The organism is Morganella psychrotolerans, from assembly GCF_001676055.1.
GTDB lineage: Bacteria > Pseudomonadota > Gammaproteobacteria > Enterobacterales > Enterobacteriaceae > Morganella > Morganella psychrotolerans_B.
Genome location: NZ_LZEX01000046.1, coordinates 163555 through 181039, shown reverse-complemented (window position 1 = coordinate 181039; position 17485 = coordinate 163555). Strand labels below are relative to the sequence as shown.

Here is a 17485-nt window from a genome sequence, read left to right as displayed (position 1 = left end):
CAATTCTTTGTCAATCACTAAAAAACAATTCTTTGTTAATCGATAAAGAACTGATAGTATTTGTCTGATACGACTCAAGAGGAGAATGCAACATGGCAGGCAGACCAAGAGAATTTGATCGTGAAGAGGCATTACGCAAAGCAAAACAGGTGTTCTGGCAACGCGGCTATGAAGGTACATCCATATCTGATCTGGTAAGTGTGCTGGGAATTGCCTCTGCACGAATTTATGCCGCCTTCGGCTCAAAAGAAAATCTGTTCCGTGAGGCAGTTGCCCTTTATCTGAGTGAAGAAGGCGCCTTTGCTGACGCTGCAATGCAGGAGCCCGATACCCGTCAGGCCATAAAGCAGCTCCTTGTCAGGGCAGTGGAAACCTATACCCGTGAGAACCAGCCCCGCGGCTGTATGGTGGTGTTATCTCTGACCAATTACGCCAGTGATAATGAAGCGCTCATGACCTGGCTTGCAAACAGCCGCCGGGAACGGACTGACGGCATTATAAAGAGAATCGGGCAAGGTGTTCAGTCTGGTGATGTGCCGGCAACTACAGATGCACAGGCTCTCGGTGACTATGTCGCAACACTGCTGCACGGGATCTCAATCCAGGCGCGGGATGGTGTCAGCCGGGTCCGTTTGCTGGCCATGACGGATATCGCTATGCACACGTTTAATGTTATGACGGCCCCACCGGGAGGATCTTCCTGATGTCATCTTCAATTTCTTTTACCCTGCCGCTGCCCGCTGAGTGGATATGTACATGGCTTTCAACCTCTCAGCCGGCATCCGGTGAGGCTTTTCCGTTCCCGCCGGCAATACCGGCCATCACAGGTAATCAGACTCTCCGCCAGACATTGCGGATAAGCCTCGGCGGGCAAAAAATGCGTCTGCTCTTTTCCAACCGTTACGGCACACAACCGCTGGTATTGGGGGAGAGTTATGTTTCAGTGCCTGAACAGTTCAGCGCTGTTCCTATCACATTTAACGGGCAGCCCGGTACAACAATTCCTGCCGGAGAAATTCTGTACAGTGATGATATTTTGCTGAACATTCCGTCGTTATCCGTAATCAGCCTGCGCACCTTTTTACCGGAGCCGGTCGCGGTGAATACTTTCCATTGGGATGCCCGCCACTTTTCTTTGCTGGAGCCGGGCAATCAGGTACTCAGGGAAGAAAGCGCCGGTGGTCAGACGATAAGCTCCCGCCTTTTAATTGAAAGTGTACAGGTTCAGCCGGGCTGCGCAGGCGGCACACTGGTGGTTATCGGTGATTCGATGGTGGATGGCAACGGTGTGGAAATGGACACCTATGGCCGCTGGACAGATTTTCTGGCCGAGCGCTTTATTGCGGAAAATATCGCTGTGGTTAATGCCGGTCAGTCGGGCTCGCGGTTATTGAAAGACGGGATAGGCATCAGCACATTGTCACGTTTTGAACGTGATGTCCTTCATCAGCCCGGCGTCAGTGCCTGTATTGTGCAGGTCGGATTAAATGACATAGGGTTAGCAGAAACGGTATTAGATCCGCAAAGTCCTGTTCCGGCAGCGGCTGTATTGATCAATGCCTACCGGCAATTACTGACTATGGCCCGGGGAAAAAACATCCGTATGACCGGTGTGACACTGGTACCGCTGCGGGGTACGGGTGAATATGGCATGGATAATTTTTATCAGCCGGAAAAAGAGACTGTCCGGCAGGAGGTTAACCATTGGATACGTACAAGCGGTGAATTTGATGCTGTTATTGACAGTGACCTGCTGGTGCGTGATCCGGCAAATCCCCGGCAGCTCAGTGCGCAATATGACTCAGGCGATCACCTTCATCTTAATCATAAAGGGCATCAGTTAGTCGCGCAGTCAGTCCCTCTGACGGTTATCCTGACTGATTAACGCGTTGCTGTGAGAGCAAAATATCCTGCAATTTTGCGGGATATTTTACGTTATACATGACCCATTTCCCCGCTTTTCAGGCAAAATCCACAGTGTGAAGAAAAACCGTCACATTTCTTCTGCCGGGATCAATAAGTAAAATGTGATCTTTACTGCATAATGAATATTTCTTGTATTTATATAATCGCCTGTACTCACCGGATCTGATACAGAATACAATAACTATAATTACGTAATTCCAATCCTCATCATCTGCCGTTAAAAACAAACAACTCAGACTTAAAAACCATAAAAATAAATTATATAAGATTTAATAACTAAATATATTACTTATGGATGGCATGCTCATTATGTATAGTCTTTCTGCTGTTAACCCGATAGTGGGTATTCAGTTCAATCCTGCCCACTCAAGGTGTAAACTTTTAAGTACATCATTTTTCTTTACTAACATGCCTGTAAAGTGAAAGCCGTGAAGTTGATCACTAAACCGGTAAGATTGAAATTGCATAACAATTCACTTCTTTTATTAGATATTTTTGTTATTCCCTTGTCGTACATATCCAGGACAAATGTAACGATGCATAATCTCTGTGATCCACATCATCAGATTTATCCCATCCGGATCACATTTTTATTTTTATCTCAAAATCAGGTGAATAAATGACCGCAATCACAACGTTTTTCCGTTTGATCAAAAAATACAAATGAAATTATAACCATGGTTATATATTAAATTTATTGTCTCATTTCAGAAATAAAAGAAGGTCCATGCATAATTTACAAAAACGTATTGCAATATAATACATCTGATAACTTATTATACCTGTAAAGATAGATGTATTTGTTTTTCATTAAGCGCCATTTGTATTTCCGATGACAATATAAATAAACTGACAGTAAAGATAGTGTAGAAACATCATATAAATATCGGGAACCATTGAGTTATCACTATTTGCATTACTTTAAAAAATAAATTTATCTCAAATAATAAATCAAAACACAACAATGCATTAACAACGATCATGCCATTGAATAATAAGATATATTTCAAGATAAGTGATATAGATCACCTTGTTTACACTTTTAATTAACACTGATTTTTTTATTTATATCGCATCTATTCCATTTTAGATTCACTTCAAGCATGATGATTTCAAGCCAGACAAGAACGTTATCTACACCAGCAGCAATAAAAGTAAATAAATAAAATTTGAATTAACGCAAGAAGATTACCGGATTTACAAATGCTATATCATTCACCGGGCATGCTATTTATAACCAAGTAAATGCCTGTGTAAACTATCGAGTTATTATTATAAATAATTGGAGATTTTACCATGATGTATCCAGCAGAACCGTATCGTATTAAAAGTGTTGAAACTGTTTCCATGATCCCTCGCGAAGAGCGTATCAATAAAATGAAAGAGGCCGGTTACAACACTTTCTTGTTAAATTCCAAAGATGTCTATGTCGATTTACTGACAGACAGCGGCACCAATGCCATGTCCGATAAACAATGGGCCGGCATGATGATGGGTGATGAAGCTTACGCAGGCAGTGAGAACTTCTACCACCTGGAAAGAACTGTTCAGGAATTATTTGGCTTTAAACACATTATCCCTACACACCAGGGCCGCGGCGCAGAGAATTTACTCTCTTCTTTAGCCATCAAACCGGGTCAGTATGTTGCAGGAAACATGTACTTCACAACCACCCGTTACCATCAGGAAAAAAACGGGGCCACTTTCATTGATATCGTGCGTGATGAAGCACACGATGCCGGCCTGGATGTGAAATTTAAAGGCAACATTGACATTAAAAAGCTGGAAAAACTGATCGCAGAGAAAGGCGCGGAAAATATTGCCTATATCTGCCTGGCAGTAACGGTAAACCTGGCAGGTGGTCAGCCGGTTTCCATGGCAAACATGCGTGAAGTCCGTCAGTTATGTAATAAACACAAAATCAACGTGTTCTATGATGCAACCCGTTGTGTTGAAAACGCCTACTTTATCAAAGAGCAGGAAGCAGGTTTTGAAGATGTCTCCATCAAAGACATCATCCATGAAATGTTCAGCTACGCTGACGGTTGTACCATGAGTGGTAAAAAAGACTGTCTGGTGAACATTGGTGGCTTCCTGTGTATGAACGACGACGACCTGTTCTCTGCAGCACGCGAGCTGGTTGTGGTTTATGAAGGAATGCCTTCTTACGGCGGCCTGGCCGGTCGTGATATGGAAGCAATGGCGATTGGTTTACGCGAAGCAATGCAGTTTGAATATATCGAGCACCGCGTTAAGCAGGTTCGTTATCTGGGCGATAAACTGAAAGCTGCCGGTGTACCGATTGTTGAGCCAGTCGGTGGTCACGCAGTATTCCTGGATGCACGTCGTTTCTGCGCACACCTGACCCAGGATGAATTCCCGGCACAGAGTCTGGCAGCCAGCATCTATGTGGAAACCGGTGTCCGTTCAATGGAGCGCGGTATTATTTCCGCAGGCCGTAATAAAGAAACCGGCGACCATCACCGTCCTAAGCTTGAGACTGTTCGTCTGACTATTCCGCGTCGTGTTTACACTTATGCGCACATGGATCTTGTTGCTGACGGTATTATCAAGCTGTTCAAACATAAAGAAGATATTAAAGGGCTGAAGTTCATTTATGAGCCTAAGCAGCTGCGCTTCTTTACTGCACGCTTTGATTACGTATAACAAATTGATGACAAAGGCCTCATTACTTTAATGGGGCTTTTTTGTCTCTGCATCTTACTAATAAAAACGAACAAATAAAATCGATAGATATGAATGCTGTTGGTGATATTGATCATTAATAGGAAACTTTTATTATGAGTGTTCATAGTTCCGATACAAATAAATCACCCGGACTGACCAGCGGGACAATGCTTGTTATTGCAACCGTCGTTGGCGGCGGTATGTTTTCATTACCCATTGCAATGGCCGGGGTTTGGTTTTCCGGTGCGACTATTATTTTACTTTTAGTTTCCGTCATGATGTTAATGACCGGGCTAATGTTAGTTGAAGTGAATCTTCACTTCGAACCGGGCGCCAGTTTTAATACCTTTACAACGGAATTATTGGGCAAAAAATGGAATGTCGTCGTGGGTATCGCCTTCGGGTTTGTACTCTATATTCTGACCTATGCCTATATTTCCGGCTCTTCCGCTGTGCTGTCACAGACAATACTGAAATACACCGGAACCGCAATTCCGATTAAAGCTGCGGTGGCGATTGTTGCCTGTCTGGTCGGTGTGATTGTCTGGTACAGCTCTCTGTGGGTCGGGCGCATTACCACCATCCTGATTTTCGGTAAATTTATTGCCTTTTTTGCCACATTTTCAGGACTGGTTGCCCATGTGGAGATTGCGAATCTGTTTGATTCGGCCTCGGTTGCCATTAAAGGCACCAGCTATCTCCCTTATGTGCTGATGACATTACCGTTCTGTATTATTTCGTTTGGTTTCCACGGTAATGTGCCGAGCCTGGTCAAACTGTACGGCAAAACGAAATTCCGCTTCATCACCCGCTCAATTATTATCGGCACCGTGTTTGCACTGCTGCTGTATATTTTCTGGCTGGGTGTCACGATGGGGAATATCAGCCGGGCAAACTTTGCGCCAATCATTGAGAAAGGCGGCAATATTGATGTGTTCGTCGAAGCTATCGGCGGTGTAATGTCAGGCAAAACCATGGAAGTCATTCTGACATTCTTCGGAAACTTTGCTGTCGCCAGCTCACTGTTAGCCGCAACACTGGGATTGTTTGATTATATCGCTGACCTGCTGAAGTTTAAAAACGACAGCGCCGGTCGCTTTAAAACTGCCGTGGTGACTTATCTGCCACCGGCTGTGGTGTGCTTTTTCTTCCCGAACGGATTTGTGTACGCCATCGGCTACGCCGGTCTGGCCTTTACTATCTGGAGTGTGATTTTACCGCCATTCCTGGTTAAAGCATCCCGTAAACGCTACAGCAGCGCCATATATACCGCACCTTGTAATAACGCGGTACTGAACCTGGTGATTGTCTGTGGTGCGGTGGTTTACTTAACCGTGATCCTGGATGTGTTCGGCTGGCTGCCGACCTTTAAATAAGAGAGTGTTACTGACGGCCGGATGTTGAAAAATATCCGGCCGCTTTTGCAACATCACACAGGCTAATCTGCCGGGAGGCAAATTATGTACTTCTCTCTGTTACACTGGCAATACCCGCTGTTTCCCCGCAGACAGGCTCTGCGTTTGCTTGTCCGGTTACAGCGCGCCATACACATGACACGCAGAGAAAGACGAGCCCGGCGGATCAGAAAAAACGCATAGGAATGAGTACAGAAAACTGATCAATCTTTGCAACTAACTTACGGTAAAGCGCTTTCATAATATCTCCAAAAACCGTGATAACCATCACGTCACGTCCGGTGTATCTTACTCATCCAGCCCTTTCCTGCAAGTTTTCCCCGTACTTTTTTTTATTCTGTTTACTGTAAAAAAATCACGACACTTTATCACTCACCGCGCAACAATATGATATTGTGATGCAATCGTTTGTTTGCAGCATTTTACGGGATAAATTATGCAAAAACCCTTATTTATCGGCACATTATTATCTGTATTCTTGTTCAGTAGTTTACACCCTGCCCTTGCGCTGACCTCACAACAGACAGCAGATACCTTGTCGCTGACAGAACTGGCAGAGACCTACAGCCCGGCTCAGATTTCATCACTGACGCAGCAACCGGGCGCAGACAAATATGATGCACTGATGGTCACTATCGGCGCACTGACTCCGGCAGATCTGAAAACGCCGGCGGCAAACAGCGACAAACTTCAGGCGTTTGTTGATGCGCAGCAGAGTAAAACCCGCTATCTGGGTAATGTCTCGGATAAAAACATTGTCCCGCGCCTGCTTGCAGCATGGGAAACCGCCGTTTTCCCGAATGACTCAAAGACACTGATATCACTGAATAAATTTATTGATAAAGGCTATACCAGCGGTTATAACCTTGTCGATGTGCGGGAAGAATCCGGCTTTGATAAAACGCGGATGATCCGCTACGGACACAATGATATCAATCACGCGGCACAGTTAGTTTATCTGCTTAAACGCGAAGGATTTGACCCGAAAGTACAACTTACGCCGAAATCCTCTGCATTTGTTTATCTGGAGGAGTGGGGAGAATCTGATTACCCGGTAACCACACTGAAAAGCGGGAAAAAAGTCGCTATCGCCAGCGAATATAATCTCGATTTTGAATTTCCGACCATCGCAGAGCGCGATCGTTTTCAGGCGCTGATTGACCAATACGCCAAGAAAAACAGTGCTGATCAGAAAGGGCTTATCCGCGCAGCCTGGTGGCAGCCGTTCTATCGCAGCTATGTGCCGGTAACCGGTTATGATGAAGTGACCGAAACCCGTGTAACAAAAGGCCATTATCAGGCCGATTTGATGGCTCTGCCGGAAAATGCAGAAAAACAGGCAGAGAATATCCGCAAAGCAAAAAGCGGTATGCAGGTAAAAAGTGAGAAAGTGTGGGTAAACCCCTCCTTTTTCCGCTACCTGAAAGGGGATTATAAGTAGCCGTCGGGCATACAGTATGGTGCTGCGTTAAGCCCTGCTGCGCTCTCCCGGTTCACTGATAACGGGCAAAACGAAAAGTCGCGGTAAACACATCCGTGTGCGCTCAGGCGCGTCATCCATGACGCGCATGCTTTTCGTCCGCCTGCCCGTTATCAATTCACCTGCCATTACCGCTGTTTCAATCCGGATTTATCACCCGCCGATAAACAATCCGGCTATTGTCGCCGCCATCAGGTTGGACAGCACCCCCGCGACTAATGCTTTCATACCCAGTGTGGCAATCTCTTTGCGCCGCTCCGGGATAAGGCTGCCGATTCCGCCGATGGCTATCGCGACAGTACCGAAGTTAGCAAATCCGCATAATGCAAAAGAGAGAATGATTTGAGTACGCTCTGTCATCGGCAACCCGGTGGCAGCCACAACCGCATCACCTCTCAAATATTCCGCCAGATTCACATACGCAAAAAACTCATTAATAACAATTTTCTGACCAATAATTCCGCCTGCGGTCAGCGTTTCATTCCATGGAATGCCCATCAGCCAGGCCATCGGCGACAACACATACCCCAGAACAAGCTCCATACTGAGATTCGGCAAGCCAAACCAGCCCCCGACACCGCCGAGCAACCCGTTCAGTAACGCAACCAAGCTGACAAACGCCAGAAGCATAGCGCCCACCGCCAGTGCCATATTTAAGCCATTGATTGCGCCTTCAGCAGCGGCGTCAATAATATTGGCGGGGCGATTTTCCTGCACCGGTTTGGCATTGGACTCATCGGCGGTCTCCTGCGTTTCCGGGATCATCAGTTTGGCGAATAACAAGCCGCCGGGAGCGGCCATAAATGACGCAGCCAGCAGATACTCCATTTTTACACCGAGTTGCGCATAACTCACCAGCATCGTACCGGCAATCGAGGCCAGCCCGCCACACAGCACGGCAAACAGTTCAGAGCGGGTCATACTGCCGAGGTATGGTTTAACCAGTAACGGCGCTTCAGTCACACCGAGGAAAATATTTGCCGCCGAGTTCATTGATTCTGCGCGGCTGGTTTTCAGCAATCGCTGTAATCCCCCGCCGACCCAGCGCACAATAAATTGCATGATCCCCAGATAATAGAGCACCGCAGACAGTGCAGAGAAAAAGACAATAATCGGCAGAACCCGCAGTGCAATAATAAAACCGCCGTTGCCGAAAACTTCATACATTTTATCGCTGACCAGGCCGCCGAAAATAAATTGAGTTCCCGCATTATTAAAGTTGATTACCGTTGTAACCGCGTCTGCCATCACGAGCAGGACATTTTGCCCGACCGGGGAATACAGAATTAATCCGCCCAAAATCAGTTCAATAATAAAAGCCAGCCCTACTGTGCGAAAATTTATCGCACGCCGGTTCTCAGATAACAAATATCCGATCCCCAGTAACACCACTATCCCCATAATGCCGATTGCTGTATTCATAATGTGTATCCGGTAGAAATCCCTGGGTGAAAAATCTGAGCTGAAAATCCCGCCGTAAACGGCGGTACAAAAAGCAAACCGTGCTAACATGCTGACTGACAAATACCGCCCCCGCACACAGTTTGATTGAGAGGAGAGCACGTTTATGGCAGTTGCAATTCAGGCAGACGCAAACGATTTCGCTGAAACCATTATTATGCCCGGAGATCCCCTGCGCGCCAAGTTTATTGCTGAACATTATTTAACGCAAACACGGGAAGTAAATCACGTCCGTAATATGCTGGGCTATACCGGTGAGTATAAAGGTAAGCGCGTTTCGGTCATGGCACACGGCATGGGCATCCCCTCAATTTCCATGTATGCCTATGAACTTATTAACGATTTCGGGGCTAAAAACCTGATCCGTATCGGCACCAGCGGCGCGGTACGTGATGATGTGAAATTGTTGGATGTGGTCATTGCCATGGGTGCGAGTACTGACTCAAAAGTAAACCGCGACCGCTTTTATAACAATGACCTGGCCGCGATCGCAGACTGGCATCTGCTCTCCTGCGCGGTGAAAACTGCACAGCGGCTGCAACAGCCGGTAAAAGTCGGCAATGTCTTCACCGCCGACCTGTTTTACAGCACCCGCCCTGAACTGTTTAAGGTGATGGAACAATACGGTATTCTCGGGGTGGATATGGAAGTTGCCGGGCTGTACACCGTGGCGGCAGAACTCGGCGCACGGGCACTGGCGATTCTCACTACCTCGGATCATATTAAAAACGGCGGAAAACTGACTATCGATCAGCGCCAGAATGCGATGCACAATATGATCGAACTGGCGCTCGAAACGGCGCTGATACTGTGATCCTGCTGTAAAAACAGAAAAAGCGCCATAACGGCGCTTCTTCTGCTGAAAAATCAGTATTTATTCTGCAGCTTTAGGTTTATGGACAATATCCGCATAGTGTGTTTTGTCATCCGCTTTCGGATAGACGCGATAAATATATTCATCCGGGGTGACTTTAACATTCTCCACAACCCGGGTGAATAAAACCTCACCTTTATCATTTTTACCGGTCAGTGAGCGGGTTTTACCGTCTTTACTGAATGACCAGTCACCCTGCAATTTCAGCTTACCTTCCGGTGTATACATTTTGACTGTGCCGTCTTTTTCATAATCAGCCAGCCCGAAGAAACCGGCTACACTCTCATCCGTTGCCGGGATAGCTTTACCGTTCTGATCCAGCGCCTGCGTTGTCACCCAGGTTTTACCAATCAGATAATCTGCCGTATTGCCGGCCTGCACACCTTCAGCCTGAGTGGTGAATTTAACTGTTCCGGATTGGGCAGTGGTTGCAGCCACCGCAGAAAGTGAAAATGCAGATACGATGATACCGGCAATCAGGGTAATTTTTTTCATATCATTTCCTCAGGTTATTTAAATTTAGGTCTCTGTTAGTGATAACAATTCATCTTATGAATAATAAGAAGATTAGTCCTATTAGCGCATTTTTTGTGTAAGTAAATATAAATTTTATTAAATTATTTCATAGATTATATACTATTTTGTCAGTTTTTCCGTCACCTGAAATAAGGAGAAAAAAAGAGAATTATGAAGAGATTATGATGAATTGTGCAGGGATTATGATTTCACCGTCAGAAAGGGTAAAACGGATTGTCAGCAAATCCGGAATGTTTAATGATAGCGCCAACAGCAACACGAAGATTCATTCAAATTAATACAGAAGGAAAATTAACATGAATAAAATGATTGCAGGCGTTATCAGTCTCAGCTTATTAGGCGCAGGTTTTGCAGCAGTTGCAGCACCGGCTCCGGTTAATCAGCAACAGCAAAATACACAGAACATGAATGATAACGGTAATTACCATCGTGGTAATAACAATGGTTATTGCGATGGTAACGGCGGACGTCATGGCATGATGCGCGGTAACCACAACGGCAATAATAATCACAATGGTCGTGGTAATCATAACAATCGCGCACCGGTTTATCAGGCATCACAAACTACCGCCACACCGGGTGAAACGCTGAAAAAAATGATATCAGATGCCCCGGCGGTGAATAAAGACGGTAAACAATATTATGCACGCGCCAGTGTCCGTGACATGAACCATAATCAAATGTACCAGTCATCTGTCACAACAGATGCACCAAAAGATGCACTGACAAAAATGGCAGGTGATGTACCGGCACCGGTAAGTGGTCAGCAGTATTATGTCCGCACCAGCATTGTTGAGATTCTGCCGGATAACACCGCACAGTAATTCACTGATTAAAAAAAAAGAACGCCGCATTTATCAATGCGGCGTTTTTTTTTGGATATATACCCTTATTCATTCAAACTGCAGGTGTGTTGGCTGCGGAATGACGTTGGGTATAGCAGAGAAATCAGCTTGCCAGAATGTGTGACTTGCGGCGCACAGCTGACAGCAACATATAAATTGCGGTGGACAACAGAACAACAAAGAAGAAATTCATAATACCGTCGGGCTGTTTCATAAATTGCCCGGCAACCAGCGGGCCTGCCGCTGAGCCGACGCTGTAACAAAACAGCATAACCTGAGTGGCGGCAACAATGACATTCGCTGTGAGCGTGTCGCACGCCAGTGTGATCGCTACCGGATAAAGGGCAAATGAAGACATACCCAGCAATGCCAGCCCGGTAACCATCACCAGATAATGGCCGGAAATATAAATCATTCCCATGGCAAATACACCAAGCAGGGAAACCATTGCCAGCAATAATACTTTGCTCATCCGGGAAGATAGCTTGCTGATCACCGGCTGAATTATCATGCCGCCGAGAATAATTGCCGCCATCAGTCCGCCGACCTGCTCTGTATTATACTGTTTTTCCTGTAATGCCAGCGGCATCAGACCATATATGGTTCCCATCACAATGCCGGATGTCATACAACCGACCATCGCCGGTTTACTCAGACGAAAAATTTGCTTCAGGGAAAGGTTTTTGTGCCCGCCGTGACAAACCGGCTGTGCATCGGAAAACAGCAGTGGCAAAACAGCAATCAGCAGCAACGCGATAACCACGGTAAACGGCACCACACCCGCCGTACCGAACACACCGATAGCCAATTGTCCCAGCGTGGTTCCGCCGTACAACGCCGTCATGTAGAAACTCAGTCGTTTAGCCCGGACAGCCGGGTTATCGCCAATCAGTAACCAGGACTCAATCACCACAAAAATACCGGCAACCGCAAACCCTGCCAGCAGGCGGGAAACCAGCCAGGCACTGAGTTCAGTATAAAACGGCAAAATAACGACCGTGGCAGCCAGTGCCAGGGCAAACAGAATAAATGACCGGCGATGACCAATGCGGGCAATAACCGGTTCAATCAGCATTGAGCCGAGCAATAAACCGACATAGTAAGCGCTGGCTAACCAGCCGGCATATTCACTGCCGATAGCAAAGCTACCCAGCGACAGCGGGATCAGGCTCATCAGATAACCGGATGCGATTGCAAACAGGGTCAGACCCGCGACAGGGATTAACACGCTGTCGTGACGCGGCGTGCCGGTATTGTGAATCACTGCTCTATCTCCACCTAAACAAAAAAACCAAAAAAATAACGCTGCTTTTTTCTCAGGTTGATCCATCGCCAAAATAGTTAATGGCGGGTTTTAGCCGGAAGCAGTGGATTTATATCAGAAACGTTGCGGAATATAGACTGTTATGAAAGAGAAATGAAATCAAAAAAACTAATGCTGACGAATAGTTTTTGTCATGCGGGGCGTTAACAGGGAAAAATGTGGTTTCCCCTGTTGTTAACGATACTTTTAAATAAAAATTAACAAAAAACCAACGTAATTTCCGGATTTACGGAAGCTGTAAAATAACCGTATTAATCGCATCCGGAATCACACTGCCGTGTGATTTACCGGCAAAGCTGTGCAACTGACACTGTTTGCCCTGCTGTTGTAATTGATCACACACTTCACGCGCCGTAATCTTACTGTAACGGGCAGCAAGATTCTGTTTTTGTTCATCACTCATGCGTGACGGATCTGGTTTTTCCTCCAGCCCGCCCTGTGTAATGGTCAGGCGGATATCCGGCGAAACGGCTGCAATACGTTCCTGAGTCATATAAGTACCGTGCCCCCACCAGAGCGAGGGACTGGCGCTGATATAGTCGGTAAAGATATCCGGCTCTGACATGGCGGTGCGCAATACAAATAGCCCGCCCAGACTGTGCCCGAAGAAATAGCACCGTTGATTATCGACAGCATAGTGATTACTTACCCACGGAATAACCTGTTGGCGGATAAACTGCCGGAAAGCGACTTCACCGCCGCCATCAGCAAACTGCTCACCAACCGCCGGGGGCGTATAATCCAACGTGCGTGTTTTCGGATAGGCAATATCAGACGGATAGCCAATCCCGACCACCAGCGGCAGCGTACGAATATTCCCGGCACTGAGCTGATTGAGCATCATCGGAAACTGTCCGTTACCATCCAGCATATAAACCACGGTATAAGCCGCCTGCGGCTGTTTCGGCTGCGCGATATACAACCGGTAAGCCCGCGTTCCGTTATTCATCTCATGATGCGTCACCGTAAACTGCTGCTCTGCCGCCTCACTCAGCGGTGTTATCTCCTGTGAAGGACGCGCCATCAGCGGAAAAGCCGCCATCAGGCAACTGAGCACAATTACTTTCTTCCACATCACATAACCCCAGACATCATTTAAAAACACACGTACACTAATCATAATCATGATGAAAAATAATTACACCACATCAGATATTACGCTAGATCATTCGTTCTGTACCAAGGCGGCAAAGTGAGGATATCCCCGGGAGCATACACAGGTATGTGACCGGGGTAGCCGAACGAAGCCAACGCAGGTACGGGGCGAAGGATGACGCGTAATTTAGGCAAAATCATTCGTTCTGTGTCAAGGCGGCAACCGAGAAAAACCGGGGAGCATACATCGGTATGTGACCCGGTTTTTTAAGGGCGGCCAACGCCGCCACAGGACGAAGGATGAAGCGTAAGGGAGCATACACAGGTATGTGACCGGGGTAGCCGAACGAAGCCAACGCAGGTACAGGGCGAAGGATGAAGCGTAATTTAGAAGTTGATTTTCAGATTAGCCCAATACCTGCGCCCTTCATCGATTTGCCAGTTGCCGTTCACATCAATATCATCGCCTTTTTCATTGGCGATATTCAGAACGGCCAGGTTCAGCAGTGCATTTGGCATCACTTTGTAGGTCATTCCCAGATCCATTGTTGTTATACCGCTGCGTTCACGCGGCTGTTTTGCCCCGTTGCGCTGTGCGGCCCAGATCTGTTTGCCGGTATAGTTTGCGCGGGTATAAAAATTAATATCCGGACGGAATTGCCAGTCGAGGTTTGCATTTGCGGCATGACGCGGTGTCATTTCCAGCGGTTGGCCTTTGAGTGATTGTCCGTTCAGCTTTTCATCATCACTTTTACGTTCTGAGTCTGTAAAGGTGTAATTCATGCTCAGGTTCCAATCTTGTGCCACCGGAATGCGTGTTGCCATTTCAATACCACGGATATTGGCTTTACCCACGTTATCGTAGATAAACATATTCAGCCCGGTCAGCGGATCGGTTTCACCGGCGACCTGATAGCTGGTCAGCTTGTTTTTAAATTCTGTATTAAACAGTGTTGCGCTGGCAGAGAAACCAGATTCATGATCGTACGCAATACCCAGCTCTTCCGTGACACTGGTTTCCGGCTTCAGGTCGCGGTTACCATACATAATTGCAGCCCCGCCCTGGGTCGATGTCCCGAAGTTCGGGCTGAGCTCACGCAATGATGGTGCACGGAACGCTTTTGCCACGCCGCCTTTAATGGTGATTTCATCGGTCAGTTTGTACACCGCATACGCGCGCGGATTCCAGTGTTTACCATAAAACTCATGATCATCCATACGCAGACCGCCGGTCAGCGTCAGAGAATCCGTTACGCTGAATTCATCTTCCACAAAGAGCGCTTTTTGATCTGCGGTGATGGTTTCAGTGACTGTTTTCTTTCCTTTAATCACTGAGTCATCTTTCAGTTTTGCATACTGATATTGTCCGCCGACCGTCAGAATATTATCCGGCAGGAAGGCAGTTACTTTTCCGTCAACTACCGTATTGGTAATTTCCGGACGGCGTGCATCATAGGCCATTTCCCAGATTTCACTGTTTTTTTCCCATTTTCCGGTATTGGTTTTACGGATGGTATTTTCCTGATAAACACTGACATCACTGTTTATTTCATCCCAGTCACCTTTCCAGGTTAATGCCCAGTGATCGCGGTCATTATGAACTTCAGATTTATTATTTTTCTGTTTCAGTCCGCCACGGATACTGAACTCATCAATAGATTTACCCGGCGTGGACGTATGTTCCTGCGTGCTGCGCCCCATTTCAGCTAAGAATTTCTGCCCTTCAACCGGGGTAAACGCCAGTTTGGCGGTGATGTTTTTGTCATCACGGCGCGGTGTACCTTCAAGTAACTTATCTTCACGGCGATAGTTCATTCCGCCATAAACCTGTAAGCCCAGTTTGTCTTTAATCAGCGGACCGGAAACATAAAAATCGGTATTAGCAGAATTCCCGTACTCATTGCTCTCCTGGAGAATTCCCCCCATACCCATGGAGCCATGCCATTCTTCGGAGACAGCTTTGGTGATGATATTAATCACGCCGCCCATGGCATCAGAACCATAGAGGGATGACATAGGTCCGCGGATAACTTCAATACGCTCAATAGCTTCAACCGGCGGAATAAAACCGGACTCATAACCACCGCTGCCGTTCGGACGGGATTCACGGCTGTTCTGCCGGCGTCCGTCCACCATGATCAAGGTATAATCACCGGACAGCCCGCGAATACTGATATCCGGCTTCATGCTGCCGCCGATAATACTGACACCTTCCACATCTTTAACGGCATCGTTCAGATTGCTGATAGGCTTATTCTGCAATTGTTCTTTGGTGATAACGGTAATGCTGGCAGGTGCGTCACGCATTTCCTGCGCAAAACCGGACGCCGTAACAACAATGGTATCTTCTTTTTTATTTTCAGCGTAAGCCGTGGTGGCTGCGGTTATAACCGCGACCGCCAATAATGAGCGTTTGAATGAAGTGTGCATAAAATCCCTGACAAGATTGATATTTCTTACAAGAAATACTAAATGAGAATGATTAATCCTATCATTGATATCTGCTAATGAGAATATAACCAATAATGATAATTATTATAGAAATGATAACTATTTGATAGTTTATCGTTAAAAAATGAAGAAAATCTGGATGATTCATCAGCGGAAGGAAAAAAGATAAAAAAAAATGCTGTAATTTCGGGTGAAATTACAGCTTTCTAATGAAATGCCAATATGAATACTGAGGGATGGTTGATAAATAAAATTAACGCATATACGTCAGGGATTTCTGTTCATCACATCAACAACATGTGACTGAACCGACAATACCGACAGCATAGCGCATCTTTATCTGCACCCGGCGGACAAATCGTGCGGTCAGTCGGCATACCCCTGAGGATTCTGTAGCTGCCAGCGCCAGGCGTCCTGTGCCATATCATCCACAGAACGGACTGCACGCCATTGCATATCACGCGCCGCTTTTTCCGGGCTTGACCAGCACTCGGCGATATCTCCCGGCCGACGATCACAAATTGCGTACGGGACAGGTTTACCCACCGCTTTACTGAAGGCGCTGATCATTTCCAGCACACTGGTTCCCCGCCCGGTGCCCAGATTATAAATGTGCAATCCGGACGATTGTGCGACCGTATTCAGTGCCGCCACATGTCCGTCAGCCAAATCCATCACATGAATATAATCGCGCACCCCGGTTCCGTCTGGTGTCGGGTAATCATTACCATAAACAGAGACTTTCTCACGGCGTCCGATGGCAACCTGAGTAATATACGGTGTCAGGTTATTCGGGATACCGGCGGGGTCTTCCCCCATCGTTCCTGACGGGTGTGCACCGACCGGGTTAAAGTAACGCAGCAGAGAAACAGACCAAGTGTTATCAGCGGTCCATACATCACTGAGAACCCGCTCAGACATATACTTACTGGTGCCGTAAGGATTGGTGGTATTACCAATTTCAGATGTTTCGGTAATCGGCACACTTGCCGGATCCCCGTAAACGGTTGCCGATGAACTGAAAATAATCCGTCTGACCTGTGCCCGCGCCATACTGCGCAGCAATACCAGCGTACCGTTGATATTATTATCATAGTATTCAACAGGCTTACTGACGGATTCCCCGACAGATTTCAGACCGGCAAAGTGAATCACCGCATTAATCTGATGGGCGGCAAAGACAGAGTCCAGAAAGGCTTCATCACGGACGTCACCCTGATAAAAAACAGGCTCTTTCCCGGTGATTGCCTTTATTCTGTCCAGAACTTTTTTATTGGCATTACACAGGTTGTCAATAATAACGGGGGTCATTCCGGCATGAATTAACTGTACACAGGTGTGGCTGCCGATATACCCCATGCCGCCGGTGACAAGAATTTCCACATAAAC

General features: G+C 46.7%; 13 protein-coding genes. 7 read left to right on the top strand and 6 right to left on the bottom strand.

The features are described from left to right. Positions 1-92: 92 nt before the first annotated feature. From AYY17_RS20795 to AYY17_RS20775, 5 genes are all read left to right on the top strand, one after another. Complete coding sequence (locus tag AYY17_RS20795) at positions 93-704, top strand: TetR/AcrR family transcriptional regulator (protein ID WP_067427158.1); 612 nt, start codon at positions 93-95, stop codon at positions 702-704. Then, the gene (locus tag AYY17_RS20790) at positions 704-1885 is read left to right on the top strand and encodes an SGNH/GDSL hydrolase family protein (protein WP_067427155.1); all 1182 of its coding nucleotides are present in this window, start codon (positions 704-706) and stop codon (positions 1883-1885) included. The genes AYY17_RS20795 and AYY17_RS20790 overlap by 1 nt, the downstream gene beginning before the upstream one ends. A gap of 1337 nt (positions 1886-3222) precedes the next feature. Continuing rightward, on the top strand, positions 3223-4593 hold the full coding sequence (locus AYY17_RS20785) for a tyrosine phenol-lyase (RefSeq protein ID WP_067404907.1): 1371 nt from the start codon (positions 3223-3225) through the stop codon (positions 4591-4593). Positions 4594-4727: 134 nt separating this feature from the next. Continuing rightward, on the top strand, positions 4728-5990 hold the full coding sequence (locus AYY17_RS20780; protein ID WP_067427152.1) for an aromatic amino acid transporter: 1263 nt from the start codon (positions 4728-4730) through the stop codon (positions 5988-5990). 475 nt (positions 5991-6465) lie between these two features. Then, positions 6466-7470, top strand: a complete 1005-nt coding sequence (locus AYY17_RS20775; protein WP_067427149.1) for a hypothetical protein — start codon at positions 6466-6468, stop codon at positions 7468-7470. 192 nt (positions 7471-7662) lie between these two features. Here the strand turns inward: AYY17_RS20775 and AYY17_RS20770 are convergent, their stop codons facing one another. Next, positions 7663-8931 carry a NupC/NupG family nucleoside CNT transporter gene (locus AYY17_RS20770; protein ID WP_067427146.1) on the bottom strand — a complete coding sequence of 423 codons (1269 nt, stop codon included), beginning with the start codon at positions 8929-8931 and terminating at the stop codon, positions 7663-7665. A gap of 145 nt (positions 8932-9076) precedes the next feature. Here AYY17_RS20770 and deoD point away from each other — a divergent pair, with 145 nt between their 5' ends. Further along, complete coding sequence (gene deoD, locus AYY17_RS20765) at positions 9077-9784, top strand: purine-nucleoside phosphorylase (RefSeq protein WP_067427143.1); 708 nt, start codon at positions 9077-9079, stop codon at positions 9782-9784. A gap of 60 nt (positions 9785-9844) precedes the next feature. On the opposite strand, the gene AYY17_RS20760 is transcribed toward deoD, so the two are convergent. Beyond that, on the bottom strand, positions 9845-10339 hold the full coding sequence (locus AYY17_RS20760) for a DUF4822 domain-containing protein (protein WP_067427142.1): 495 nt from the start codon (positions 10337-10339) through the stop codon (positions 9845-9847). 338 nt (positions 10340-10677) lie between these two features. Here AYY17_RS20760 and AYY17_RS20755 point away from each other — a divergent pair, with 338 nt between their 5' ends. After that, positions 10678-11205, top strand: coding sequence for a hypothetical protein (locus AYY17_RS20755; RefSeq protein WP_067427139.1), 528 nt, complete (start codon positions 10678-10680; stop codon positions 11203-11205). A gap of 124 nt (positions 11206-11329) precedes the next feature. On the opposite strand, the gene AYY17_RS20750 is transcribed toward AYY17_RS20755, so the two are convergent. The 4 genes from AYY17_RS20750 to galE all read right to left on the bottom strand — a co-directional run bounded on the left by AYY17_RS20750 (position 11330) and on the right by galE (position 17479). Beyond that, on the bottom strand, positions 11330-12490 hold the full coding sequence (locus tag AYY17_RS20750) for an MFS transporter (RefSeq protein ID WP_067427233.1): 1161 nt from the start codon (positions 12488-12490) through the stop codon (positions 11330-11332). Between the two features lie 286 nt (positions 12491-12776). After that, positions 12777-13625 (bottom strand): alpha/beta hydrolase, encoded by an 849-nt coding sequence (locus tag AYY17_RS20745; protein ID WP_067427230.1) that lies wholly within the window; start codon positions 13623-13625, stop codon positions 12777-12779. 407 nt (positions 13626-14032) lie between these two features. Then, complete coding sequence (locus AYY17_RS20740) at positions 14033-16075, bottom strand: TonB-dependent receptor domain-containing protein (protein ID WP_067427137.1); 2043 nt, start codon at positions 16073-16075, stop codon at positions 14033-14035. Positions 16076-16462: 387 nt separating this feature from the next. After that, on the bottom strand, positions 16463-17479 hold the full coding sequence (gene galE, locus AYY17_RS20735) for a UDP-glucose 4-epimerase GalE (protein WP_067404881.1): 1017 nt from the start codon (positions 17477-17479) through the stop codon (positions 16463-16465). Between the last annotated feature and the right edge of the window lie 6 nt (positions 17480-17485).